Origin of the sequence: Bradyrhizobium monzae, assembly GCF_021458635.1 — a bacterium.
Lineage (GTDB): Bacteria > Pseudomonadota > Alphaproteobacteria > Rhizobiales > Xanthobacteraceae > Bradyrhizobium.
Window position 1 is genome coordinate 206,064 of record NZ_JAIRDQ010000003.1, and the last position, 22,129, is coordinate 228,192.

Genomic DNA, 22,129 nt, shown 5'->3' on the forward strand with positions numbered 1-22,129 from the left:
TCCACAAGCAGCCATGACTAGCAGGAGCGCCACGGATGCGGCTAGCCGTATTGACTTCGCAGGCCCATGCCCTTGACTGTCATAATTCGCGTCGCGCAGCCGCAAATCCCTCCCGCAGCGCAAACCCCGCCGAGTAAGAGACGAGGACTTCTGAAATGACGCTGATGCAGGTCGAGCTGGACGACAAATACCGGCTCGAATCGAAGCGGATCTTCCTGTCCGGCACCCAGGCCCTGGTCCGCTTGCCTATGTTGCAGCGCGAACGCGACCGGCTCCAGGGGCTCAACACCGGCGGCTTCATCTCCGGCTATCGCGGTTCCCCGCTCGGCATGTACGATCACGCGCTGTGGCGCGCGAAGTCGCACCTTCAGCAGCACGACATCGCCTTCGTGCCCGGGCTGAACGAGGACTTAGCTGCGACCGCCGTCTGGGGCAGCCAGCAGGTCGGTCTGTTTCCCGGCGCCAAGGTCGATGGCGTATTCGGCATCTGGTACGGCAAGGGACCCGGCGTCGACCGCTCGGTCGATGCGCTCAAGCACGCCAATGCGGCCGGTACCTCACTCAATGGCGGCGTGCTCGCGCTCGCCGGCGACGACCATGGCTGCCAGTCCTCGACGCTGGCGCATCAGAGCGAGCAGGTGTTCGCAGCAGCCCTGATCCCCGTGATCAATCCGGCCACGCTGCAGGATTATCTCGATCTCGGCCTCTATGGCTTCGCGCTGTCGCGCTTCTCCGGCTGCTGGGTCGGCTTCAAGGCGATCAGCGAGACCGTGGAGAGCTCGGCCTCGATTGACAGCGATCCCGAGCGCGTCAAGATCATACTCCCCGACGATTTCGAGATGCCGCCCGGCGGCCTCAACATCCGCTGGCCCGATCCGCCGCTGGACGCGGAGCGTCGCCTGTTCGGCCCGAAGATGGCCGCGGTGCAGGCCTTTGCCCGCGCCAACAAGCTCGACCGCATCGTGCTCGATTCAAAGCCCGCGCGGCTCGGCATCGTCGCGACCGGCAAGGCCTATCTCGATCTGCGCCAGGCGCTCGCCGACTTAGGCATCACCGACAAGGACGCGCAGGATCTCGGCCTTCGCATCTACAAGGTCGCGCTGACCTGGCCGCTGGAGGAACGCGGCGCCAAGCGTTTCGCCGAAGGCCTTCAGGACGTGCTCGTGGTCGAGGAAAAGCGTGGCTTCATCGAAGACCAGCTGATGCGCATCCTCTACAACATCGATGCGTCCAGGCGTCCGACCGTCACGGGCAAACGCGACGAGAGCGGCGCGCCGCTGCTGCCGAGCGAGGGCGAGCTGACACCGACCATCGTCGCGGGCGCGCTGGTGGCGCGCTTGCGCAAGCTCGGGCATCACAGCCCGGTGCTTGAGCAGCGCCTCGCCCGGCTCGAGGCCTTCGACAATCCCGTCACCACCAGCACGCAGATCAAGCTCGCGCGCACGCCGTTCTTCTGCTCGGGCTGCCCGCACAATTCGTCGACGCGCGTGCCGGAGGGCAGCCGCGCCATGGCCGGCATCGGCTGCCACGGCATGGCCCTGAGCATGCCGACCCGCCGCACAGATCTGATCTCGCATATGGGCGCCGAGGGCGTGAACTGGATCGGGCAAGCGCCCTTCACCACCGAGAAGCACATTTTTCAGAACCTCGGCGACGGCACCTACACGCACTCTGGCCTGCTCGCGCTTCGCGCGGCATCGGCCGCCGGCATCAACATCACCTACAAGATCCTCTACAACGACGCCGTCGCGATGACCGGCGGCCAGCCGGCCGAGGGCGCCTTCAACGTCGCGCAGATCGCGCATCAGGTCTGGGCCGAGGGCGTGAAGCGGCTTGCCATCGTCTCGGACGATCCGGCCAAATATCCTGACGGCAACTACTTCCCGCAAGGCGCGACTATCCATCACCGCCGCGAGCTCGATGCCGTGCAGCGCGAACTGCGCGACATCAAGGGCCTCACGGTCGTGATCTACGACCAGACCTGCGCCGCGGAAAAGCGCCGCCGCCGCAAGCGCGGTCTCTATCCCGATCCGGCCAAGCGCGCTTTCATCAACGAGCTCGTCTGCGAAGGCTGCGGCGATTGCTCGCAGGCCTCCAACTGCGTCTCGGTGCAGCCGCTGGAAACCGAATTCGGCCGCAAGCGCCAGATCGACCAGTCGAACTGCAACAAGGACTTTTCCTGTGTCGAAGGCTTTTGCCCGAGCTTTGTCACCGTGCATGGCGGTTCGCTGAAGCGCATGAAGACCTCCGCGGTGGATTCAGGCCAATTGTTCGCCGATTTGCCGCTGCCGCCCGCGCGTGAACTGGAAGGCCCCTACAACATCCTCGTCACCGGCATCGGCGGCACCGGCGTCATCACCATCGGCGCCCTGCTCGGCATGGCCGCCCATGTCGACGGCCGCGGCTGCTCGGCGCTGGACTTCACCGGCCTGTCGCAGAAGAATGGTGCCGTGATGAGCCATGTGCGCATTGCGCCGAAGCCGGAAGATATTTCCGCGGTCCGCATCACCACCGGCGGGGCCGACGTCATTCTCGGCTGCGACATGATCGTGTCGGCCGGCCCGACTGCGCTGAGCCGCGCCGAACGCGGCGTGACCAGGGCCTACATCAATGCCGATCTGCAGCCGACCGCCAGCTTCGTGCAAAACCCCGATCTCGATTTCGAGATGGGCACGATGCAGACCGTGCTGCGCGACGCCATCGGCGACAAGAACCTCGACATCATTGACGCCACAGGCATCGCCGCGGCGCTGATGGGCGACAGCATCGCCACCAACCCCTTCATGCTCGGGTTCGCCTTCCAGAAGGGCGCGATCCCGCTCTCGCTGGAGGCCCTGCTCCGCGCCATCGAGATCAACGGCGCAGCGATCGAGATGAACAAGCTCGCCTTCACCTGGGGGCGGCTGGCCGCCCACGACATGTCGCGGGTGCGCAGCGTGCTTCAGTTCAAGAGCCGGGCAGTTGCGCCGACGAAGTCGCTCGACGACATCATCGCAACCCGGGCCGAGTTCCTGACCGGGTATCAGGACAAGGCGTATGCCGACCGCTATCTCGCGGCCGTCGCCAAGGTGCGCAAGGCAGAGAATGCCGCCTCGCCCGCGTCCACGGAGCTGACCGAGGCCGTGGCGAAAAACCTGTTCAAGCTGATGTCCTACAAGGACGAGTACGAGGTCGCGCGGCTCTATACCGACGGCAGCTTTGCCAAGAAAGTGTCGGAGAAATTCGACGGCGACTTCACCCTGAAATTCTATCTGGCCCCGCCGATCTTCGCGCAGCGCGACAAGACGACCGGGCATCTCCAGAAGAAGGAGTTCGGCAGCTGGATGATCCACGCCTTCCGCGTGCTGGCAAAACTCAAATTTCTGCGCGGCGGTGGTTTCGACCCCTTCGGCCGCACCGAGGAGCGCCGGACCGAGCGGAAGCTGGTCGCGGATTATGTGGCGATGATCGATCAACGGACAGCCGGGCTGAAGGCGGAGCAAATTCCGCTACTGGCGAGGCTCGCCCGTGTGCCGGAGAGCATCCGCGGCTTCGGGCATGTCAAGGAAGCGAACGTCAAGCTGGCGGCGGCCGAGAAGGCACGGCTGGAGGCGGAGCTGGAGAACAGCCGGTTTGCGGCGGCGGCGGAGTAGCGTCAGGGCGCGCGCTATCTCCGCCCCTCATTGCGAGGAGCGAAGCGACGAAGCAATCCAGACTACCCCCGCGGAGGCAGTCTGGATTGCTTCGCTGCGCTCGCAATGACGTGGAGAGAGTGGAGATAACGATCAGACGGATGCCTTCGCGGCGGTCGGCGCCATCGTCGCCCCCTCCGCCAGATGCCGTCCCGCGATATATCCGAACGTCAACGCTGGCCCGAGCGTGATCCCCGACCCGGGATAATTCCCATTCATGATCGAGCCCATGTCGTTGCCGCTGGCATAGAGACCCGCGATCGGCGTGCCGTCCTCGCGCAGCACGCGCGCCTGCGCGTCTACCTTCATGCCGATAGCCGTGCCGAGATCCGCCGGGTAGATGCGCATCGCGAAGAAAGGCGCACGGTCGATCGACGCGACGCAAGGGTTTGGCTTGTGGGCGCCATCGCCAAGGTGGCGCTGATAGATGGTGCTGCCACGTCCGAATTCGGGATCGCGGCCCTCCTTCGCATCGGAATTGTAGCCGACGATCGTCGCCGTGAGCACAGGCGGCTTGATGCCGATCTTCGCCGCGAGCTGCGCGATATCCAGCGCCTCGATCAACTCACCGCTCGCAACGTAGCGCCGCACGCTGCGCGTAAATGGCCTGACGCGGCCGAGGCCATAGCTCCACAGGAACTGACGGTCGCAGATCAGGAAGAACGGCCGGTCCGGTTCACCATTGCCGTCGCGGAACATGGCGAGCACGAATTCGTGGTAAGACACGGCCTCATTGACGAAGCGCCGTCCAAGCGCATTCACAGCGATCACGCCGGGCTTGGCCCGGTCGGTCACCGTATGCGGGAATGCGCCACGGCTCCCGTCGGCACGCCGGAACAGCGAGGCCGGCACCCAATAGGCCGGGCTCGTCACCTCCGTGTTGAGCGCGGCGCCGCTTGCGGTCGCGAGGCGAAGCCCATCGCCCGTACCCGCTGGGTTGGTGGCCGAGACGAAGCCGGCCGCCGCGGGGAAGAAGCGTTTGCGCAAAATGGCATCGTGCGAGAAGCCGCCCGTCGCAACCACCACGCCGCGACGCGCGGCAATCGAACGGTCGCGCGAGCCATGGCGAATGACCACACCGCTCACGCGACCGCTCTGCATCGACAAATCCTCGACGTCCGCGCTGAAGAGGATCTCGACCCGCCGCGACAACAGCGACGCATAGAGTCGCGCGGCGAGCGCATTGCCAAGAAACAATGTCGTGCCGCGCGGGCTGCGCAGCCGCTGCAGCGCGTATTCGGAGACCAGCCAGGCCGCGCGCAAGGTCGAGCGCAGCGATTTCCCGATCCGGCGCAGATGCGGGATGTCGAGGCGATTGACCATCATTCCGCCGAACAGCATGGACTCCGGCAATGGCGGACGCAGCCGCGCGAAATGCGCGCCCAGCCGGGTGCCGTCGAACGCAACTGGCTCCAGCACGCGCCCACCCGGCGTCGCACCGAGCCGCTCCGGATAATAGTCCGGATAGGCCTTCATTGGCTGCAGGCGAACTTCCGTGTTGGCTTCGAGATAAGCGACCGCCTCGGGGCCACGCGCAAGGAAGGCAGCGCGCAAGCCCGCATTGGCGGGCTCCGGCACCGTGCTCGACAGGTATTGGACAGCATCCGTGATGCTGTCGGAGAGCCCCGCCTCCTTCATCCTGGCATTGGCAGGGATCCAGACCATGCCGCCGGACCAAGCGGTGGTGCCGCCAACAAAGGCGGTCTTCTCGATCACCAGCACGTGCAACCCTTCGGCGGCGGCAACCGCCGCAGCCGTCATGCCGCCGGCACCGGCGCCGATGACAATGACATCGTAGGTCTCATGCGCCGGCATCATGCGGCAAGGGTCCGGAGGCGAGGCATGACATCGTCATACCCCGCCCGTGGCTTCACAGCTAGCGCTGGGGCTTGCGCTCGATCGGATCGATGTCGATCGCCCGCAGGCGGCCGAGCCGCAGCACGTCCATGGCGAGCCGCCGGCCAATCCGGTCGCGGTCGAGCACGCGGATCAGATCGTCGACGCCGTTGATGTCGACGCCGTCGAGCTTGACCACGACATCGCCGGGCAACAAGCCCGCCTTCGCCGCGGGGCCGTCCTGGTCGATCTGCGCCAGCAGCGCGCCCATCTTGTTCTCGACGCCGGCCAGCACCGCATGCCGCCGCGGGACAGGCGCAGTCTGTCCGGCGACGCCGATAAAGGCGCGGCGGACGTAGCCATGGCGGATGATCTCCGACAGCACGAACTGCGCGGTGTTGCTCGCGACCGCGAAACAGATCCCTTGCGCGCCATTGATGATGGCGGTGTTGATGCCGATCACCTCAGCATTCGACGACACAAGTGGTCCGCCGGAATTGCCGGGATTGAGTGCGGCATCGGTCTGGATCACGTCTTCGATGGTACGGCCGCTGACGGAGCGGATCGAGCGTCCGAGCGCCGAGACGACGCCGGCCGTGACGGTCGATTCAAAACCGAGCGGATTGCCGATCGCAATCACGAGTTGGCCTCGCCGGAGCGTCTTGGAGTTTCCGAGCGCGGCATAGGGCAGATCGCGCACACCATTGGCGCGCAGCAGCGCCAGATCGGTGTCGGGGTCGACGCCGAGCACCCTTGCATCACCCACGTTGCCCTCGACGTCCCGCAGCCGGATCTCCTTGGAGGAACCGACTACGTGGCTGTTGGTGAGGACGAGCCCGTCCGGCGAGATCACGATGCCGGAGCCGAGCCCGCCGCGCTCGCGGCCGTTCGGCACTTTTGGCCCGGTCTCGACGCGCACGACGGCAGGACCGACACGGTCGGTCACATCGATCATGGCATTGGAATAGGCATCCAGCAACGCCCGGTCGTCGATCGGGGCAGATGAAGCCGTTCGCGATGACGCAGCGTCATCGACGATATCTGAAGTGAAATCCAGCATGGCGAAAGTCCTTGAGGCTCACACAGATGGTGGCCAGTTCCGTCAGGCGCAAGTAGCCTGCCCGGGGCGCAAGGCTGGACTGCCCAGGTGGCTAGGGCGCTCGCCGCAACGTACCAGACCTGGCCTTGACCGGATCGAGCAGCGACCAGTCGCCATCCGGGAGCACATAGCCCTTGGGGAATGGCGCGCGCAGCTCGAGCCCGAGCGAGCGCAGCACGCGGTCGTCGCGGTAGTAACATTGCAGCACCACGCGAACGAGCGTTGCCGCGGCCGCGCCGCCCTGTTTGCGAAACTCCTGCGCCACCGCATCCCGCTTCGTGGCATCGAGCTCTGCAAGCGGCCCTCCTGCGAGCCGTGCCAGATGGTCCAGCGCCGCCGTCACCAATCTGGTGTCGCGGCCGAGCGTCGCCAGGATATCGGCCTGGATCGCTGGGTCGTCGGCGCCGGGCACCTTGTACTCGTCGCTGGCGGGCACGATCATCGCGGCGATGGTGCGGAGGTCGTCGCGCTGCCGAGGCGAGAGGGAGAGTTGATCAGGCATTGTGTCCTCTTCTGGGGCTCGCGCCGCGACGAAGGTCTGCTCCCTCCCCCGCTTGCGGGGGAGGGTTGCGGAGAGGGTGCATCCACATAGAGACTCCCCAAGAGGAGAGAACCCTCACCCGGCACTTCGTGCCGACCTCTCCCGAAAGCGGGAGAGGTGCACTGAGCGCGCCGCTACGTTTGAACATCATCATTCTCAGTCGAACAAGTTTGCGAGGCGCTGCTTCATCTGGTCGGCGATGTAGAGCGCGAGGGCCTGGATGGTGGACGTCGGGTTCACGCCGCCGGAGGTGACGAAGATACTGCCATCGACGATGAAAAGGTTCTTCACGTCGTGCGTGCGACCCCATTCGTTGACGACGGAGCGCTTGGGATCAGTGCCCATCCGCGCGGTGCCGAGCAGATGCCAGCCGCCCCACGGGATCGGCGAGTTGACGCAGATGTCGGTCGCGTCGGCTGTCTCGAGGATCTCGCGGCCGCGGGCGAGCGCATGGTCCATCATCTTCTGGCTGTTCTCGGAGATCGTGTAGTTGATCTTCGGCGCGGGTATGCCGTGGCTGTCCTTCAGCACGGGATCCAGCGTGACCTGGTTATGCTCCTCCGGCAGATCCTCGCAGATCGCGGAGAACCCGAGCCGATGGCCGTTGAGCTTGCGGAAGACGCGGTGATGATCCGCGCCCCAGGGCAGAATACCTTTCTGCTCGCTGACGACAGCCTCGAACACCGGCCCTGCTCCGCGCACGAACTGGACGCCATAGCCGCGCACAAAGCCGCGCGACAGGTCCGTGTCATACCACTCCTTGCTCCATAGGCAGGTCGGCGGCGCGCGGTTGCTGTCGGTCGGCTCCTTCACGTATCCGTAGATCTGCGCATAGGGATGGAACATCAAATTCTTGCCGACGAGGCCCGACGAATTGGCAAGACCGTCCGGGAAGCGGTCAGATTTCGAGTTCAGCAGCAGCCGCGGCGTGCCGACGCCATTGCAGGCGATGATGACGACATGCGCTGGCTGGAACTGCTCGACACCGTCCTTGTCGTAATACACCACGCCTGTGGCCATGCCGCTCTCGTCGGTCGTGATCTCACGCACCCGACAATGGGTGCGCAGCTCGACGCCGGCGCGGACCGCCTGCGGCCAATAGGTGATGTCGGTGGACGATTTCGCACCTTGCGCGCAGGCCGGCGTGCAATGGCCGAGATTGATGCAGCGGGCGCGGCCTTCATAGTCTGTGGTCGCGACCGTCGTGTCCGACGGCCACCAGTGCCAGCCGAGCTTGTTCATGGCCTTGCCCAGGATCGCGCCAGACAATCCCATCGGCTGCTGCGGCATCGGCGGATGCGTCAGCGGCGAGAGCGGATCGCCCGAGAGCCCGGACGTGCCCATGATGCGGTCGTTCTCCTCGAAGAACGGGGTCAGCGCGTCGTAATCGATCGGCCAGTCGTCGGCGACGCCGTCCAGCGTCTTCACCTTGAAATCGGAAGGATGCAGCCGCGGCCAGTGCGCGGTGTACATCACCGTCGAGCCGCCGACCGCATTATAGTTGACGACCTTGATCGGCGAACTGTCATCGTTGATCGGATAATCCTCGGGCCGGCCGCGGATATTCGGGCTCGACGACCATTCGCCGTAGAACTTGGCCTCCCAATCGCGGCCCGTGCTGGGATATTCCGCCGGGTTCATCCAGCCGCCCTGCTCCAGGCAGAGGATGTGCATCTTGGTCTCGGCTAGCGACCATGCCACCGCGGCACCCGAAGCGCCGGCACCGATGATCAGGACGTCCACGGGATCTTTCGTCAAAACTTCTTCCTCCCGCCCTCGCCGCTTCCCGGGCGATTCGACCATCACGGCTCACAAGGCCGGCGAACGATAGGGGCAGACCCGCCGGCGAGTAAAGGCTAGCGCGGGAATGTCGCACTTCGCACAGCGCAGACCATTGGTATCGTCCGATCCGGATGCTAGGAACGAGGGGCAAGAGCAATCGATAGCGAGAAATTATGTCCGCCGAGAATTCATTTGCCGCCGCCCGCGCCTTCGCGCTCGTTTTGTTTCTTGCTCTGTCCGGATCTCTGGGGGTGTCCAGCCCCGCCACGGCGCTGACCGCAGCCGCGACGGTCCGGGACGCCAATTCGATCCAGCTCGGCGACGTCACCTACCGGCTCGACGGCGTCGACGCGCCCGAACTGGACCAGGTCTGCATCGACGACCACGCCGATCCCTGGACCTGCGGCATCGAGGCCCGCGACCAGCTCACCAAGCTGATCGCTGGCAAGCCCGTGCGTTGCGACGATGTCGGTCCCGAAAAGAATTTTGGCAAGCGCCATCGCGCGATCTGCACGGTCGAGGGCGACAAGATCACGTTGAACGAGCGACTGCTCAGACTGGGCTTTGCCATCGCGCGTGAGCCCATCAAGGCCAACGTCAAGCCGGCGGCCGCCGAGGCCAAGACGGCGTCAGCCGGCATCTGGAAGGGCTGCTTTGTTGCACCGCAAGAATTCCGCACCGGCAAGAAGGACGGCTCCCTGCTCGGCGCCGCCTGCCGCTCCGACCGCGACAAGGAGATTCGCGCGGTGCTGTTTCCGGAGGAACTGACGGCGCCACCGAGTTGCGCCATCAAGGGCAAGCTCGCGGTGCGCGCTCGCGTCACCGGCAATATCGGCATCTATCATCTGCGGGGCTGCCCGAGCTACGCCGCGACCACCAAGCCGGACCGCTGGTTCTGCTCGGAGGACGATGCGCAGGCCTCGGGCTTCCGCAAGGCCTACAATTGCCGCCGGCCAAAGTGAAAAAGTGGTTCACGCAGCCGTGAGTGGTAAACCGAGACAGTATTGATCCGGGATTGAACTCTATCGCGAGTTGCTACACTTATATGTGTACGCAAGCGCTTTGCGCGAGCGTTTCCTTGGCGGCAATCCGGCTTCGGTCCGATTGCTTTGCTCGGGCGTTTCCTCCCTAGACTTGGGCCGCTTGTCACCAAGCGGCCCTTCTTTTTTTTGCGCAGCGCTAGCTGTGCATCTGGATGAACTGATCCATCGGCGGCATGTTCTGGTTGAGATGCGACATGATCCAGACGGTTCCGCCCACCACCAGGAATACGACCAGAAGCCCGAAGGCCAGTGCCAGCACGTTGTTGGTGTTGTCCGGGCCCGTGGTGATGTGCAGGAAGAACACCAGATGCACCCCCATCTGCGCAATCGCGAGCACGATCAGCGCAACGGGGATCGACGGTTGCCAGACCAGATCGGTACCAGCGATGAAGAAGGACGTCGCCGTCAACAGTAGCGCGAGGCCCAGGCCGACGACATAGCCGATGATACGCTCGCCAACGCTGTGTTGCTCTTCATCGCCAGGCGCGATGTCGTGCTCATGCATGTGCGTCTGATCGCTCATACGCCACTCCCAAGCAAGTATACGACGGAAAAGACGCCGACCCAGATGATGTCGAGCGCGTGCCAGAACAGCGCAAAGCACATCATCCGGCGCAGGACGTCGGCGCGAAAGCCCTTTGCGAAGACCTGCGCCATCATGGTGAGCAGCCAGAGCACGCCAGCCGACACATGCAAGCCGTGACACCCGACCAGCGAGAAGAACGCGGTCAGGAAGGCACTGCGCGATGGGCCATAACCGCGCGAGACGAGATCGGCGAATTCACGGAACTCGATCACGAGGAAGATGACCCCGAGCACACAGGTCACGGCCATGCCGAGATAGAACCAGAACCGGTTGCGAACGTCGGCCGCGATGCTGGCCATACCGCAGGTAAAGCTCGACAGCAGCAGGCAAACCGTCTCGATCGCGACGTTCCGTTGCTCGAAGATCTCCGAACCCTTGGGGCCATCGGCGGTCTGGCTAACGAGCACTGCATAGGCCGCAAAGAAGCAGGAGAACATCACGATGTCGGAGAGCAGGAACACCCAGAATCCGTAGGCGGTGACGGTCCGCTTCGGCGCGGGGCCAGGATGCTCGACGACGAGGCCGATGTGATGGGGATCGGCGTGCGCGTGGCCGACGGTCGCGGTCATCGCCATCAGATCGCTCCCGCCATGCTGACGAGGTTGCGCCGTTCCTCGAGATTGACGCGGTCGATCGCGGCGACCTCGGCTGCCGGGATGACGTACTCATCATGGTCACGCCAGGCGAACACGACGAAGGTCGCGAACGCGCCGATGCCGCCCAGAATCACCATCCACCAGATGTGCCAGATCAACGCGAAGCCCATGATGGTGGCGAAGAACGCGCAGACGAAGCCGGTCGGCGAGTTCCTGGGCATCTCGATGTCGCGGTACTCAAGCTCGTCGTGCTCGAGCGATTGCTGCTGGGCAGCGACCTTCATGTCCCAATAGGCATCCTCGCCGCGCACGTCCGGATGGAACGCGAAATTGAACACCGGCGGCGGCGACGACGTCGCCCATTCCAGTGACCGACCATCCCAGGGGTCGCCGGTGCGATCTCTCAGCGCCTCGCGATTTCGGATGCTGACCACGAGCTGCATGATCTGGCAGATGACGCCGATCGACAGAACGGCCATCCCCATCGCCGCCACGATCATCCAGGGACGCCACTCAGCGACGTTATAATGCTGCAAGCGCCGCGTCATGCCGAGCATGCCGGCGATATAGAGCGGCACGAAGGTGATGTAGAAGCCCGTAAAGGTGAACCAGAACGCCAGCTTGCCCCAGCGCTCGTCGAGGCGGAAACCGAACGCCTTCGGAAACCAGTATTCGAAACCGGCAAAGGCGCCGAACAGCACGCCGCCGATGATGACGTTATGGAAATGCGCTACCAGGAACATGCTGTTGTGGAGCATGAAGTCGGCGGGCGGCACCGCGACCAGCACGCCGGTCAAGCCGCCGATGATGAAGGTCACCATGAAACCGACCGCCCACAGCATCGGCGTCGCAAAGCGGATGCGGCCGCCATACATCGTGAACAGCCAATTGTAGATCTTCACCCCCGTCGGGATCGCGATGATCATGCTGGCAATGCCGAAGATGGCGTTGACGTCGGGGCCCGCCCCCATCGTGAAGAAATGGTGCAGCCAGACCATGAAGGAGATCACGCAGATCGCCATGGTCGCGAGCACCATAGAGCGATAGCCGAACAGCGCCTTGCCGGAGAAGGTCGAGACCACCTCGGAGAAGATGCCGAAGGCGGGCAACACGAGGATGTAGACCTCTGGATGCCCCCAGGCCCAGATCAAATTCATGAACATCATGACGTTGCCGCCGGCTTCGTTGGTAAAGAAGTGGAAGCCGAGGTAACGGTCGAGCAGCAGCATCGCCAGCGTCGCGGTGAGGATCGGGAATGCCGCGACGATGAGAAGGTTCGAGGCCAGCGTGGTCCAGCAGAACATCGGCATGCGCAGATAGTTCATGCCTTTGGTGCGCAGTTTCAGCACGGTCGTGACGAGGTTGATGCCCGCCACCAGCGTGCCGACGCCTGATATCTGCAGCGACCAGGCATAATAGTCGACGCCGACGCCGGGTGAATAGGACAGCTCCGACAGCGGCGGAAAGGCAAGCCAGCCAGTGCGCGCGAACTCGCCGATCACGAGCGACAGGTTGACCAGCAGTGCGCCTGTCGCAGTCAGCCAGAAGCCCACCGAATTCAACGTCGGGAAGGCCACGTCGCGCACACCAAGCTGCAGCGGCACGACGAGGTTCATCAACCCGATCACGAACGGCATCGCCACGAAGAAGATCATGATGGTGCCGTGCGCGGAAAAGATCTGGTTGTAGTGCTCCGGCGGCAGGTAGCCCTGTGACTGATACGCGATCGCCTGCTGGATCCGCATCATGATGGCGTCGCTCCCGCCCCGCAGCAACATCACCGAGGCCAGCAAGATATACATGACGCCGATGCGCTTGTGATCGACGCTCGTGATCCATTCGTGCCAGAGATAGGGCAGATGCCCCTTCACGACGACCCAGATCAGCACTGCGAGGATTCCGACCAGCACCACGCCGCCTGCGATGAGCGGAATGGGCTGATCGAACGGAATGGCCGACCAGTCGAGCTTACCGAGCATCGTGGCCTCCACTGTGCGACCGGCCGGCATCGGAGACGAGTTCCGGCCCCGGCCCTGGCGGAATGTGCTGGGTCGCGATCAGGTCGAACAGGCGCGGGTCCTCGAGCCGATAGGTCGGCCTGCCCTTCTCGATGCCCTGCTGCATCAGCTTCTTGTAGCTATCCTCGTTCAGCACGGCGTCGGTCTTCGCCGTGGACGCGACCCAATCCGGAAAAGCCAGCGGCGAGATCACGTTGACGTCGAACATCATGTCCGGAAAGCCATCGCCGGAGAAATGCGCCGAAAGGCCCTGAAGCTTGCCCTCATTGTCGGCACGCAGGTTCAGCCGCGTCACCATGCCGTTCATGGTGTAGATCATGCTGCCGAGCTGGGGGATGAAGAACACGTTCATCACGCTGGACGATGTCAGCTGGAAATTCAGCTCGGCGCCGGCCGGCACCGTCAGCGTGTTGACGGTGGCGACGCGCTGGTCCGGATAGATGAACAGCCATTTCCAGTCGAGCGAGACGGCCTGGATGCGCACCGGACTGCCCGTGCCGGGCACCGGTGCTGCGGGATCGAGCTTATGCGAGCCGATCCAGGCGACGCCGCCGAGCAGGATCACGGTGAGCGCGGGGATCGCCCACACCACCATCTCGACGCGACCGGAATAGACGAAGTCGGGCTGGAAGCGCGCTTTCGTGTTGGACGCGCGAAACCAGAATGCAAATGCCAAAATCGCGAAAATGGTTGGCACCACGATCGCGAGCATGATGAAGACGGAGTCGACCAAAATGGTGCTGTTGGCCGCAGCCACGGGCCCTTGTGGATCAAGCAGATTCATCGGCAAGCCACTGGCGGTTGAGAGTCCCCGGGAGAGAGCCTAGCGCGAGAAAGGCTCCGCAACAAACGCGATCGCGGGAGGTCGGTTCCTCCATGCGTACGGCGGCGCCTGCCCAATCTCGCCCGGCGGCATGCAATTCCGTGCGATGTCAATGACATCTACGCGGGACGGTCGGCCTTCTCACCCTCGCACTCCATTGCTAACTTGCACGAAAATATCGGGATGAAACGACATGCGGGGCCCCGAGGACGATGCCGGTCTCGCCGGCAGGGTGGCGCTGATCAGCGGCGGCGGCGCCGCGGGCGATGGCATCGGCAACGGCCGCGCTGCAGCAATTCTGCTGGCCCGCGCCGGCGCAAGAGTGCTGGTCGCCGACCGTGATCTCGAGCTCGCCGAACGCACCGTCGAGATGATCACGGCTGAAGGCGGCACGGCCGCGGCTCATGGCGGCGACGTCACCAGCGAAGGCGATTGCAAGACGCTGATCGAAGCCGCGCTCGACCGCTGGGGCCGGCTCGATTTTCTCGACAACAATGTCGGCATCGGCAGCCGCGGCAGCGTTGTCGATGAGGCGCCCGAACAATACCGCCGCGTCATGCAGGTCAATGTCGAGACCATGTTCCTGCTCTCGAAGCACGCTATCCCCGCCATGATCAAGACTGCCAAGGGCGGCGCGATCGTCAACATCTCCTCGATCTCGGCGTTGCGGCCGCGCGGGCTCACGACCTACACGACCTCGAAGGCCGCCATCATCGGGCTCACGCGTGCAATGGCGGTCGACCACGGCAGCGACAACATCCGCGTCAACTGCATCTGCCCGGGGCCGATGTACACGCCGATGGTCTACGCCCGCGGCATGAGCGAGCAAGCCCGCGCCAATCGCGCCAGGGCATCCCTGCTCAAGACCGAGGGCACCGGCTGGGACGTCGGCCACGCCGTCAAATTCCTGCTCAGCAACTTTGCGCGCTACATCACAGGCCAGGTGCTGGTGGTTGACGGCGGCGTGACACTGCAAGCGCCCGAACGCGAATCACAGGAACACTGAAAGGAAACACCACGGATGGCCCGCCTGCCCTATCTCGAGGCCGACCAGGTCGCGCCCGAATATCGCGACATGCTCAAGCGCAATACCAATCTGCACAAGCTGCTGGTCAACTCGCCGGAGATGGCGCGGGCCTTCAACGGCATCGGCGGCTACATCCGCTTCAAGAGCAAGCTCGACCCACGCCTGCGCGAGCTTGCCATCCTTCAGGTCGGCTGGATGGAGAAATCGGAGTACGAATTCACCCATCACGTCAAGATCGGCAAGGAGTTCGGCGTCACCGACGAGGACATCGCCGGCCTGATGGCAGAGACCGACGGCAAACCGTCGAAGCTCGAGCCGCTCGCCAGCGCAATCCTGAAAGGCGCCCGCGAGATGGTCCGCGAGCTTGCCATGTCGGACGTGACCTTCGCCGAAATCAAGGCGCATCTCTCCGACGAGCACATGGTCGATCTCGTCCTCACCATTGCCTTCTATTGCGGCGTGGTGCGCGTGCTCGCCACCATGAAGATCGACAACGAACCCACTTACAAAGAGGTACTCCAGCAGTACCCGATCCCGGGAGTGAAGTGATATGCGCTTGAAGGACAAGGTTGCGATCGTCGTCGGCGCCGGCCAGAGCCCCGGCGAGGGCATGGGCAACGGCCGCGCCACCGCGCTGACCTTCGCACGCGAGGGCGCGAAGGTACTGTGCGTCGACCATCATCTGGAATCGGCGCAGGAGACCGTCGACCTGATCGTAGCCAAGCAAGGCACCGCCTCGGCCTTCAAGGCCGACGTCACCAAGTCTGCCGACATCAAGGCGATGGTTGCCGACGCCAGATCGCGCTGGGGCCGGATCGACGTGCTGCACAACAATGTCGGCGTCAGCCTGTCCGGCGGCGATGCCGAGCTGCTTCAAATCACCGAAGAGGCGTTCGACCGCGTCGTCGCCATCAATCTGAAGAGCTGCATCCTCGCGGCCAAGGAGGTGATCCCGATCATGCGTGCGCAGAACAGCGGCGCCATCATCAACATCTCCTCGATGGCCGCGATCACCACTTATCCTTACGTCGCTTACAAGGCGACGAAATCGGCGATGATCGCCTTCACCGAACAGCTCGCCTACCAGAGCGCCGAATACGGCATCCGCGCCAACGTCATCCTGCCCGGCCTGATGAACACGCCGATGGCCGTCGACACCCGCGCCCGCGAATGGCACAAGACCCGCGCCGAGGTCGAAGCCGAGCGCGACAGCAAGGTACCGCTGCGCAAGAAGATGGGCACGGGCTGGGACGTCGCCAATGCAGCACTGTTCCTGGCGTCGGACGAAGCGAATTTCATCACCGGCGTGACGCTGCCGGTGGATGGTGGGGCGAGTGTGAGGCGGGGATAGGTCTTATCCTCACCTGCGGGTGAAAGCGTCAATGCGTCACCCGCCAGATCGTGCCGCCCGCGTCCTCCGACACCAGCAACGCGCCATCCTTAGCCACCGCAATTCCCACCGGCCGTCCCCACACCTGCGTGTCGTTGACGACAAAGCCCGTGACGAAATCCTCGTACTCCCCGGTCGGCTTGCCGTCCTTCATCTTGATGCGGATCACCTTGTAGCCGGTGCGCTTCGAGCGGTTCCAGGAACCGTGCTCGGCGGCGAAGGCGTCGCCCCGGTATTCGGATGGAAACTGCGTGCCCTGGTAGAAGGTCATGCCGAGCGAGGCCGAATGCGGCTGCACCAGCACGTCGGGCACCGTTACCTTGTCCTTGAGGTCCGGACGCGCGCCGGCGTGACGCGGATCTTCGTTGTTGCCGATGTAGAACCACGGCCAGCCGTAGAAGCCGCCCTCCTTCACGCTGGTGACGTAGTCGGGCACGAGATCGTCGCCGAGACCGTCGCGCTCGTTGGTCGAGCACCAGGGCAGCCCGGTCTGCGGCTGGATCGCGAGGCCGACACAGTTGCGGATGCCGGTGGCGTAGAGCTTGCGGTCCTTGCCTTGGGGGTCAAAGGAGAGCACCGCCGCACGCTCGGCCTCGTAGCCCCAGGACGCGCCAAGCGCTTGCGTGCGCGACCACGCCTCGAGCCCGCCGGGCGGGCTCCCCATGCCCTCGGCGACATTGCTGGCAGAGCCGACCGATACCAGCATCCGCTTGCCGTCCGGCGTGAACACGATATCGCGGGTGGTATGAGCGGATCCCACCGGCAAGCTCGCAACCACCGTCGCAGCCTTGGCGGATGCCTTGAGATCGCCGATCCGATAAGGGAAGCGAACGACGCTGCCTGTGTTGGCGACATAAACCCACTGCGGATTGTCGCCATTGGGGAAGAACGCGACGCCGAACGGACGGTTGAGCCCGCTGGCAAAGACCTCATTCGTCGCAACCTTACCACCATCACCCAGGCGCAGCACACGAATACGCCCCGGCCCGGTCTCCGCAACGAAAATGTCGCCATTCGGCGCGACGCGCAGCACGCGCGCATCAGACAGGCCGTCAGCCAAAAGCTCGATCTTGAACCCCGGCGCGACCTGCGGCATCGCCTCGCCGCGCGCCATCACGCGCGTGGGGTTGGAGACCGACGGCGATGCCCCGGGCTTCGGCAGGTCGTCCGGACGGATCAGCCTGACCACGCCGGGCTTGTCGGCCTGCCAGCTGCCATAGGCATCCTGGCCTTGCAGCACGGACTCGGCTTGCGCGCCGGCACAGGCGACCAACAGCCAAGCGGGCACCATCATGTGCGAAACACCAATTGTCACGTCGTCTTCCTCCCGGACTTCTTCTGCCGAATCCCACGTCAGCTCATGCCCGCACGATGTGCATTTGGCATGACCCATCGTACTGGAAAACGGCGCGGATCGGTGCGACAGATTGTAAGGGCACGGCCGCCGGTTGCGGTCATCAAAGCCGCGGCATCGACGTCGCGATTGATGGAGTGATCATGTGGGGATCGATCGTATCGGAGTGGGCAAGCCTGCTGCTGCGCTGGCTGCACGTGGTGGCCGCGATCGCCTGGATCGGCAGTTCGTTCTATTTCATCGCTCTCGACCTCAGCCTCAAACCCAGGAGCGATCTGCCTGATGGCGTGCAGGGCGAGGCCTGGCAGGTCCATGGCGGCGGCTTCTACCGGATCATGAAATATCTGGTGGCACCAGCCCAGATGCCGGACGAGCTCACCTGGTTCAAATGGGAGGCCTATACCACCTGGCTGTCCGGCTTCGCACTGATGGTGGTGGTGTATTATCTCGACGCCGATTTGTTCCTGGTCGACAAGTCGATCCTCGACCTCACGCCAATCCAGGCCGGGTTGTTCAGCTTTGGCAGCCTTGCGCTGGCGTGGTTGCTTTACGAGGGCGCCTGCCGCACCGGGCTCGCGCAGCGCGAGCTGCCCTTTGCCATCGGCGGCTATCTGTTCCTGGTCGTGCTGACCTATGCCTTCACCCATGTGCTGAGCGGCCGTGGCGCCTTCAATCAGATCGGCGCGCTCATCGGCACCATCATGGTGGCCAACGTCTTCGCGGTGATCATCCCGAACCAGAAGAAGATCGTCGCCAGCCTGATCGCGGGCCAGAAGCCCGATCCAAAGCTCGGCAAGACCAGCAAGGAGCGCTCGGTCCACAACAACTATCTGACCTTGCCGGTCGTCGTGCTGATGATCAGCAACCACTATCCCCTGCTCTATGCCACCCGCTTCAACTGGATCATCGTTGCGATCGTGCTGGCGCTGGGGCCGGTGATCCGTCATTTCTTCAACGAGGGTCATGCCGGGCGCAAATCGCCGTGGTGGGTGTGGGGCGTCGCGGCGGCGGGCGCGATCACGATCCTCTTCCTGTCCGCAGCCGGCCCGCGCGACGTGAAGACGGGCGCGCTGTCGGCACAGCCGACACTCGCCAATGTCGAGGAGATCGTGATGTCCCGCTGCAGCATGTGCCACGCGGCCGAGCCGGTCTGGGCCGGCATCGTGACCGCGCCGAAGGGCATTCTGCTCGATGCGCCCGAGCATATCCATCGTAACATCCGCCTGATCGGGCGCGTGGCCGCATGGTCCAATGCCATGCCGCCGGGCAACATCACCGAAATGACCAGCGAGGAGCGCGCCATCCTCGCCGCCTATATCGGCGAGCAGGATCGCTGAGGGCATAACGCGGCGATGCCGCATTTGGCGGAATGAAATTCCGCATCTTCTGCCGATTTGAAAATGACTTGATCGCCCATCCGGCGTAGACAGGACCCGCGGCCGCGGGCCGTCCAATGTCAGTTTGCAATTGCCGGGGAAATCACAGTGGCCCTCAAGAACATCATCGGTATCGACCACGCCGTGGTCATGGTGCGGGACCTCGACGGGGCCGCCGAAAACTACCGCCAGCTCGGTTTCACGCTGTCGCCGCGCGGCACCCACAGCGCGCACATGGGCACCGGCAACTACACCATCATGTTCGACCCGGACTATATGGAGCTGCTTGGCGTGCTGGTGCCGACCGAACACAACGCACCAGCGCGCGCCTTCGTCGAGCGGCACGGTGAAGGCATCGAGCGCGTCGCCTTCACCGCGGTCGATTCAACTGAAGGCGCCGAAGAAATCCGCGCGCGTGGCCTCACGCCGATCGGCCCGACCGATTTCGAGCGGCCGGTCACGCTGCCGAACGGCACGGTCTCAGCCGCCAAATTCCGGACCTTCATGTGGCCGACGGCCGAAGCCCCCGGCGGCGTGCGCATCTTCGCCTGCCAGCACAAGACCCGCGAGACGGTGTGGATCCCCGAACTGATGACGCACGCCAATGCAGCGAAGCGGATCAGCGAGGTGCTGATCGCAACGCCCGAGCCCGCGAAGGACGCAGCCCATCTGGCGCGGCTGATCGATCGTGAGCCGAAGGCAGAGGTCGACGGCGCGGTGACGGTGACATCGGGCGGCGACCGCGCCGACTTCGCCTACCTGACGCTCGACCAGCTCGGCAAACGCTATCCCGGCGTGCCGCTCGCAGGCCTCTCCGAGCGCGGCGGTGCAGCGCTGGTGCTCGTCAGCGGCGATCTCGCAGCCACCGAGAAAGCGCTGAGTTCGGCGGCTGTCCGCAGCGGAGCCGCGATCGTCGTGCCTCCGGCCAAGGCCAACGGCACCCTGCTCGCCTTCATTGCCGGCTGATTTGAACTAATTCTTTAACGCGCGTTTACCGGCGGCTCTAGGATTCCCCGATAGTCCAAGCCGCCCGGGGCCACGCGCATGTTCAAAGAGGGATCGCCGATCGCTTACGACGCGCCGGCCGAGTTGAAGAAATGGCCGTCACTGAAAGGCGAGAGGCAGAAGGACCGAGGTCCGCCCTATCTCGTCTACAACGGCACGCTGGCCGATTGCGTCCGTGAGCTGATGGACAAGCCGATCAAGGGCATCTCGCTCTATGACATCATGACGAGGCCGCAGCCGGCCTTCGAGCAGACCGTGCTGTCGCCCGGCGATGCCGCCGAGATCGCGATGCGCAAGGATTTTCCCAAGGGCTGATTGCCCCGCCGCTGCACCTGCCGCAAAATATCGAAAACAACCCCATGCACAGTAGCCGCCTCCCGCCAGCACAGGGACTTGCGCGACTGCGCCTACGGAATCACCGAAATTGCGTTTGACACGTCGGGCAAAACAGGAGCACGATGGCATCATCGCGATATCAGCCCGTGTTCAAGCCCCCGCCCGGTCATGGGCGCGCTCGATACCTGGCCGCGCGAAACCTCCTCATCGACATCTGAAAATCTCAGCCGCCGCTTGGCAGGCGCGCGATCGGCTGCGCTCGCAGCCGGCCCTCGTGCCTGCGCCGGCAAAGGACACATCCATGACGACATTACCGACACCCGGCGAATTGACGCCCATCGCGGCCAACGATCGCGCGGCGATGATCGCAAGCCCGAAGGTGAAACTCCGCCGCAGGCGCGTTGTGATCGACCATCCCGATCCACGCGCCGGCGAACGGCTGCTGGCCGAGGCGCTCGGCGCCGTCGACCGCGACGCACTGCATGGCTTGTTGAGCCAGCTGGTGAAAGCCAGCGTCGTTGCGCGGAAGCCCGACCAGGGCAATCTCTCCTTCATGGTCTCGATGCTGAAGAGCATCACGCCGAAGGATTCTCTCGAGGCCATGCTGGCGGCGCAGATGGTGAGCATTCACGTCGCGTCGATGCGCTGCGCCTGCCGCCTCGCCTGCACCGACGACGTGCCGCAGCAGGAGAGCCTCACGCGCGCGTTGACCCGGCTGGCCCGCACCTACTCCGCCCAGATGGAGGCCCTGCGCCGTCACCGCAGCGACGGCGCGTGTGCGATCACGGTGCAAAACTTGTCGGTGCAGGACGGCGGCAAGGCCGTCGTCGGCCATTTCACACAGCACGCGAACCTGATCGCTGCACAACCGGACCTGGTGGGGGCCGCCACCGCATGAGCCACACCCGCAACACCGGCCCGATGCTGACGAGCCCGCGTTGCGGCGCGCAAACGCGAAATGGCGAGACGTGCCGCGCGCCGGCACTGCGCGGCAAGGCGCGCTGCCGCATGCACGGCGGCGCATGGGGATCGGGGGCACCATTTGGAAACGGCAATGCGGTCAAGCACGGCTTCTTCACGCGTGAGGCGGTCGACGAACGAAAGTTTGTTCGTACTGTGCTGACGGAAGCAGAGAAATTGTTACGCAAGCTGAGCTGACCAAAGAACTCCGGCAACCCCTCGCGAGAACGGAACCCAGCGCACCCTACCGGGAACGGATTCCGCTCCTTCGCACTTAACAAATGACGGGAAATGAGGTGGCGCCATGGGCCAGTCGAAACCACATCGTCCGATCGCGATCGTCGTCGAGGATGACGACATTCAGCGCGAGATGCTCGCGTTGCTACTCAAAGAGCGCAATTTTGAAGTGCTGCAGTGTGAAGATGCAGAGACCGCGGCTCTGGCGCTCAAGGCAAAACACCCGACCCTGATGGTCACCGACTTCAATCTGGCCGGAAAGATGGACGGCGTCGATCTGGCTCACTTCGCCCGGCAGCAAAATGCCGATGTGCGGATCATCGTGATTTCGGGCCGCCCGTTACCCCGGCCCCTGCCGCCTGGCGCAAAGTTCCTCACCAAGCCGGTTTACCCGACGGCGCTGCTGGCGGAAGCGGCGCGATAACGCCAACGGCTTCTTCGCGTGAGCT

20 protein-coding genes are annotated in these 22,129 nt (G+C 64.2%); 11 read left to right on the forward strand and 9 right to left on the reverse strand.

Going from position 1 to position 22,129, the window contains the following annotated elements:
* Positions 1-155 precede the first annotated feature (155 nt).
* The gene (locus K3F49_RS14465) at positions 156-3,632 is read left to right on the forward strand and encodes an indolepyruvate ferredoxin oxidoreductase family protein (protein ID WP_234681615.1); all 3,477 of its coding nucleotides are present in this window, start codon (positions 156-158) and stop codon (positions 3,630-3,632) included.
* Between the two features lie 132 nt (positions 3,633-3,764).
* Here the strand turns inward: K3F49_RS14465 and K3F49_RS14470 are convergent, their stop codons facing one another.
* The 4 genes from K3F49_RS14470 to K3F49_RS14485 form a co-directional block, all read right to left on the reverse strand.
* The gene (locus K3F49_RS14470) at positions 3,765-5,489 is read right to left on the reverse strand and encodes an FAD-dependent oxidoreductase (protein ID WP_234681616.1); all 1,725 of its coding nucleotides are present in this window, start codon (positions 5,487-5,489) and stop codon (positions 3,765-3,767) included.
* 58 nt (positions 5,490-5,547) lie between these two features.
* Entirely contained in the window at positions 5,548-6,567 is a 1,020-nt protein-coding gene (locus K3F49_RS14475; protein WP_234681617.1) for a S1C family serine protease, read from the reverse strand.
* Positions 6,568-6,658: 91 nt separating this feature from the next.
* On the reverse strand, positions 6,659-7,108 hold the full coding sequence (locus K3F49_RS14480; RefSeq protein ID WP_234681618.1) for a hypothetical protein: 450 nt from the start codon (positions 7,106-7,108) through the stop codon (positions 6,659-6,661).
* A gap of 195 nt (positions 7,109-7,303) precedes the next feature.
* Entirely contained in the window at positions 7,304-8,905 is a 1,602-nt protein-coding gene (locus tag K3F49_RS14485) for a GMC family oxidoreductase (protein ID WP_234681619.1), read from the reverse strand.
* Between the two features lie 197 nt (positions 8,906-9,102).
* Between K3F49_RS14485 and K3F49_RS14490 the strand changes: the two genes are divergently transcribed.
* On the forward strand, positions 9,103-9,891 hold the full coding sequence (locus K3F49_RS14490; RefSeq protein ID WP_234681620.1) for a thermonuclease family protein: 789 nt from the start codon (positions 9,103-9,105) through the stop codon (positions 9,889-9,891).
* A 217-nt stretch (positions 9,892-10,108) separates the two neighbouring features.
* Here the strand turns inward: K3F49_RS14490 and cyoD are convergent, their stop codons facing one another.
* From cyoD to K3F49_RS14510, 4 genes are read right to left on the reverse strand one after another with little or no spacing between them, the layout of a single operon-like run.
* Complete coding sequence (cyoD, locus tag K3F49_RS14495; protein ID WP_234681621.1) at positions 10,109-10,495, reverse strand: cytochrome o ubiquinol oxidase subunit IV; 387 nt, start codon at positions 10,493-10,495, stop codon at positions 10,109-10,111.
* A complete protein-coding gene (locus tag K3F49_RS14500; protein WP_234681622.1) occupies positions 10,492-11,133 on the reverse strand; it encodes a cytochrome (ubi)quinol oxidase subunit III in 642 nt (213 codons plus the stop codon). The genes cyoD and K3F49_RS14500 overlap by 4 nt, the downstream gene beginning before the upstream one ends.
* A complete protein-coding gene (cyoB, locus tag K3F49_RS14505) occupies positions 11,133-13,133 on the reverse strand; it encodes a cytochrome o ubiquinol oxidase subunit I (protein WP_234681623.1) in 2,001 nt (666 codons plus the stop codon). Before cyoB ends, K3F49_RS14500 begins: the two co-directional genes overlap by 1 nt.
* Positions 13,123-13,956 (reverse strand): cytochrome ubiquinol oxidase subunit II family protein, encoded by an 834-nt coding sequence (locus tag K3F49_RS14510; RefSeq protein ID WP_234681624.1) that lies wholly within the window; start codon positions 13,954-13,956, stop codon positions 13,123-13,125. Before K3F49_RS14510 ends, cyoB begins: the two co-directional genes overlap by 11 nt.
* A 232-nt stretch (positions 13,957-14,188) precedes the next feature.
* On the opposite strand from K3F49_RS14510, the gene K3F49_RS14515 reads away from it, so the two are divergent.
* From K3F49_RS14515 to K3F49_RS14525, 3 genes are read left to right on the forward strand one after another with little or no spacing between them, the layout of a single operon-like run.
* Positions 14,189-15,001 carry an SDR family NAD(P)-dependent oxidoreductase gene (locus K3F49_RS14515; protein WP_234681625.1) on the forward strand — a complete coding sequence of 271 codons (813 nt, stop codon included), beginning with the start codon at positions 14,189-14,191 and terminating at the stop codon, positions 14,999-15,001.
* Between the two features lie 15 nt (positions 15,002-15,016).
* Positions 15,017-15,571 carry a carboxymuconolactone decarboxylase family protein gene (locus tag K3F49_RS14520; protein ID WP_234681626.1) on the forward strand — a complete coding sequence of 185 codons (555 nt, stop codon included), beginning with the start codon at positions 15,017-15,019 and terminating at the stop codon, positions 15,569-15,571.
* 1 nt (position 15,572) lies between these two features.
* Entirely contained in the window at positions 15,573-16,373 is an 801-nt protein-coding gene (locus K3F49_RS14525) for an SDR family NAD(P)-dependent oxidoreductase (protein ID WP_234681627.1), read from the forward strand.
* A 28-nt stretch (positions 16,374-16,401) separates the two neighbouring features.
* On the opposite strand, the gene K3F49_RS14530 is transcribed toward K3F49_RS14525, so the two are convergent.
* The gene (locus K3F49_RS14530; protein WP_234681989.1) at positions 16,402-17,703 is read right to left on the reverse strand and encodes a PQQ-dependent sugar dehydrogenase; all 1,302 of its coding nucleotides are present in this window, start codon (positions 17,701-17,703) and stop codon (positions 16,402-16,404) included.
* A 206-nt stretch (positions 17,704-17,909) separates the two neighbouring features.
* Between K3F49_RS14530 and K3F49_RS14535 the strand changes: the two genes are divergently transcribed.
* From K3F49_RS14535 to K3F49_RS14560, 6 genes are all read left to right on the forward strand, one after another.
* Entirely contained in the window at positions 17,910-19,103 is a 1,194-nt protein-coding gene (locus K3F49_RS14535) for a urate hydroxylase PuuD (protein WP_234681628.1), read from the forward strand.
* A 147-nt stretch (positions 19,104-19,250) separates the two neighbouring features.
* Positions 19,251-20,108: a VOC family protein gene (locus K3F49_RS14540; protein WP_234681629.1), complete on the forward strand. Its 858-nt coding sequence runs from the start codon at positions 19,251-19,253 to the stop codon at positions 20,106-20,108.
* A gap of 78 nt (positions 20,109-20,186) precedes the next feature.
* Positions 20,187-20,462 carry a hypothetical protein gene (locus K3F49_RS14545; protein ID WP_234681630.1) on the forward strand — a complete coding sequence of 92 codons (276 nt, stop codon included), beginning with the start codon at positions 20,187-20,189 and terminating at the stop codon, positions 20,460-20,462.
* A 322-nt stretch (positions 20,463-20,784) separates the two neighbouring features.
* Entirely contained in the window at positions 20,785-21,381 is a 597-nt protein-coding gene (locus K3F49_RS14550; RefSeq protein ID WP_234681631.1) for a hypothetical protein, read from the forward strand.
* Positions 21,378-21,641 carry an HGGxSTG domain-containing protein gene (locus K3F49_RS14555; RefSeq protein WP_234681632.1) on the forward strand — a complete coding sequence of 88 codons (264 nt, stop codon included), beginning with the start codon at positions 21,378-21,380 and terminating at the stop codon, positions 21,639-21,641. Before K3F49_RS14550 ends, K3F49_RS14555 begins: the two co-directional genes overlap by 4 nt.
* Positions 21,642-21,747: 106 nt before the next feature.
* Positions 21,748-22,104, forward strand: coding sequence for a response regulator (locus tag K3F49_RS14560; RefSeq protein ID WP_234681633.1), 357 nt, complete (start codon positions 21,748-21,750; stop codon positions 22,102-22,104).
* The last annotated feature ends 25 nt before the right edge of the window (positions 22,105-22,129 follow it).

What these genes read in the sequence shown, in the direction of transcription:
- K3F49_RS14550 (WP_234681631.1), top strand. Translation starts at nt 20,785, where the DNA reads ATGACGACATTACCGACACCCGGCGAATTGACGCCCATCGCGGCCAAC.
- K3F49_RS14470 (WP_234681616.1), bottom strand. Translation starts at nt 5,489, where the DNA reads ATGATGCCGGCGCATGAGACCTACGATGTCATTGTCATCGGCGCCGGT.
- cyoD (WP_234681621.1), bottom strand. Translation starts at nt 10,495, where the DNA reads ATGAGCGATCAGACGCACATGCATGAGCACGACATCGCGCCTGGCGAT.
- K3F49_RS14545 (WP_234681630.1), top strand. Translation starts at nt 20,187, where the DNA reads ATGTTCAAAGAGGGATCGCCGATCGCTTACGACGCGCCGGCCGAGTTG.
- K3F49_RS14475 (WP_234681617.1), bottom strand. Translation starts at nt 6,567, where the DNA reads ATGCTGGATTTCACTTCAGATATCGTCGATGACGCTGCGTCATCGCGA.
- K3F49_RS14525 (WP_234681627.1), top strand. Translation starts at nt 15,573, where the DNA reads ATGCGCTTGAAGGACAAGGTTGCGATCGTCGTCGGCGCCGGCCAGAGC.
- K3F49_RS14500 (WP_234681622.1), bottom strand. Translation starts at nt 11,133, where the DNA reads ATGGCGATGACCGCGACCGTCGGCCACGCGCACGCCGATCCCCATCAC.
- cyoB (WP_234681623.1), bottom strand. Translation starts at nt 13,133, where the DNA reads ATGCTCGGTAAGCTCGACTGGTCGGCCATTCCGTTCGATCAGCCCATT.
- K3F49_RS14480 (WP_234681618.1), bottom strand. Translation starts at nt 7,108, where the DNA reads ATGCCTGATCAACTCTCCCTCTCGCCTCGGCAGCGCGACGACCTCCGC.
- K3F49_RS14510 (WP_234681624.1), bottom strand. Translation starts at nt 13,956, where the DNA reads ATGAATCTGCTTGATCCACAAGGGCCCGTGGCTGCGGCCAACAGCACC.
- K3F49_RS14555 (WP_234681632.1), top strand. Translation starts at nt 21,378, where the DNA reads ATGAGCCACACCCGCAACACCGGCCCGATGCTGACGAGCCCGCGTTGC.
- K3F49_RS14520 (WP_234681626.1), top strand. Translation starts at nt 15,017, where the DNA reads ATGGCCCGCCTGCCCTATCTCGAGGCCGACCAGGTCGCGCCCGAATAT.
- K3F49_RS14535 (WP_234681628.1), top strand. Translation starts at nt 17,910, where the DNA reads ATGTGGGGATCGATCGTATCGGAGTGGGCAAGCCTGCTGCTGCGCTGG.
- K3F49_RS14490 (WP_234681620.1), top strand. Translation starts at nt 9,103, where the DNA reads ATGTCCGCCGAGAATTCATTTGCCGCCGCCCGCGCCTTCGCGCTCGTT.
- K3F49_RS14530 (WP_234681989.1), bottom strand. Translation starts at nt 17,703, where the DNA reads ATGGTGCCCGCTTGGCTGTTGGTCGCCTGTGCCGGCGCGCAAGCCGAG.
- K3F49_RS14465 (WP_234681615.1), top strand. Translation starts at nt 156, where the DNA reads ATGACGCTGATGCAGGTCGAGCTGGACGACAAATACCGGCTCGAATCG.
- K3F49_RS14515 (WP_234681625.1), top strand. Translation starts at nt 14,189, where the DNA reads ATGCGGGGCCCCGAGGACGATGCCGGTCTCGCCGGCAGGGTGGCGCTG.
- K3F49_RS14560 (WP_234681633.1), top strand. Translation starts at nt 21,748, where the DNA reads ATGGGCCAGTCGAAACCACATCGTCCGATCGCGATCGTCGTCGAGGAT.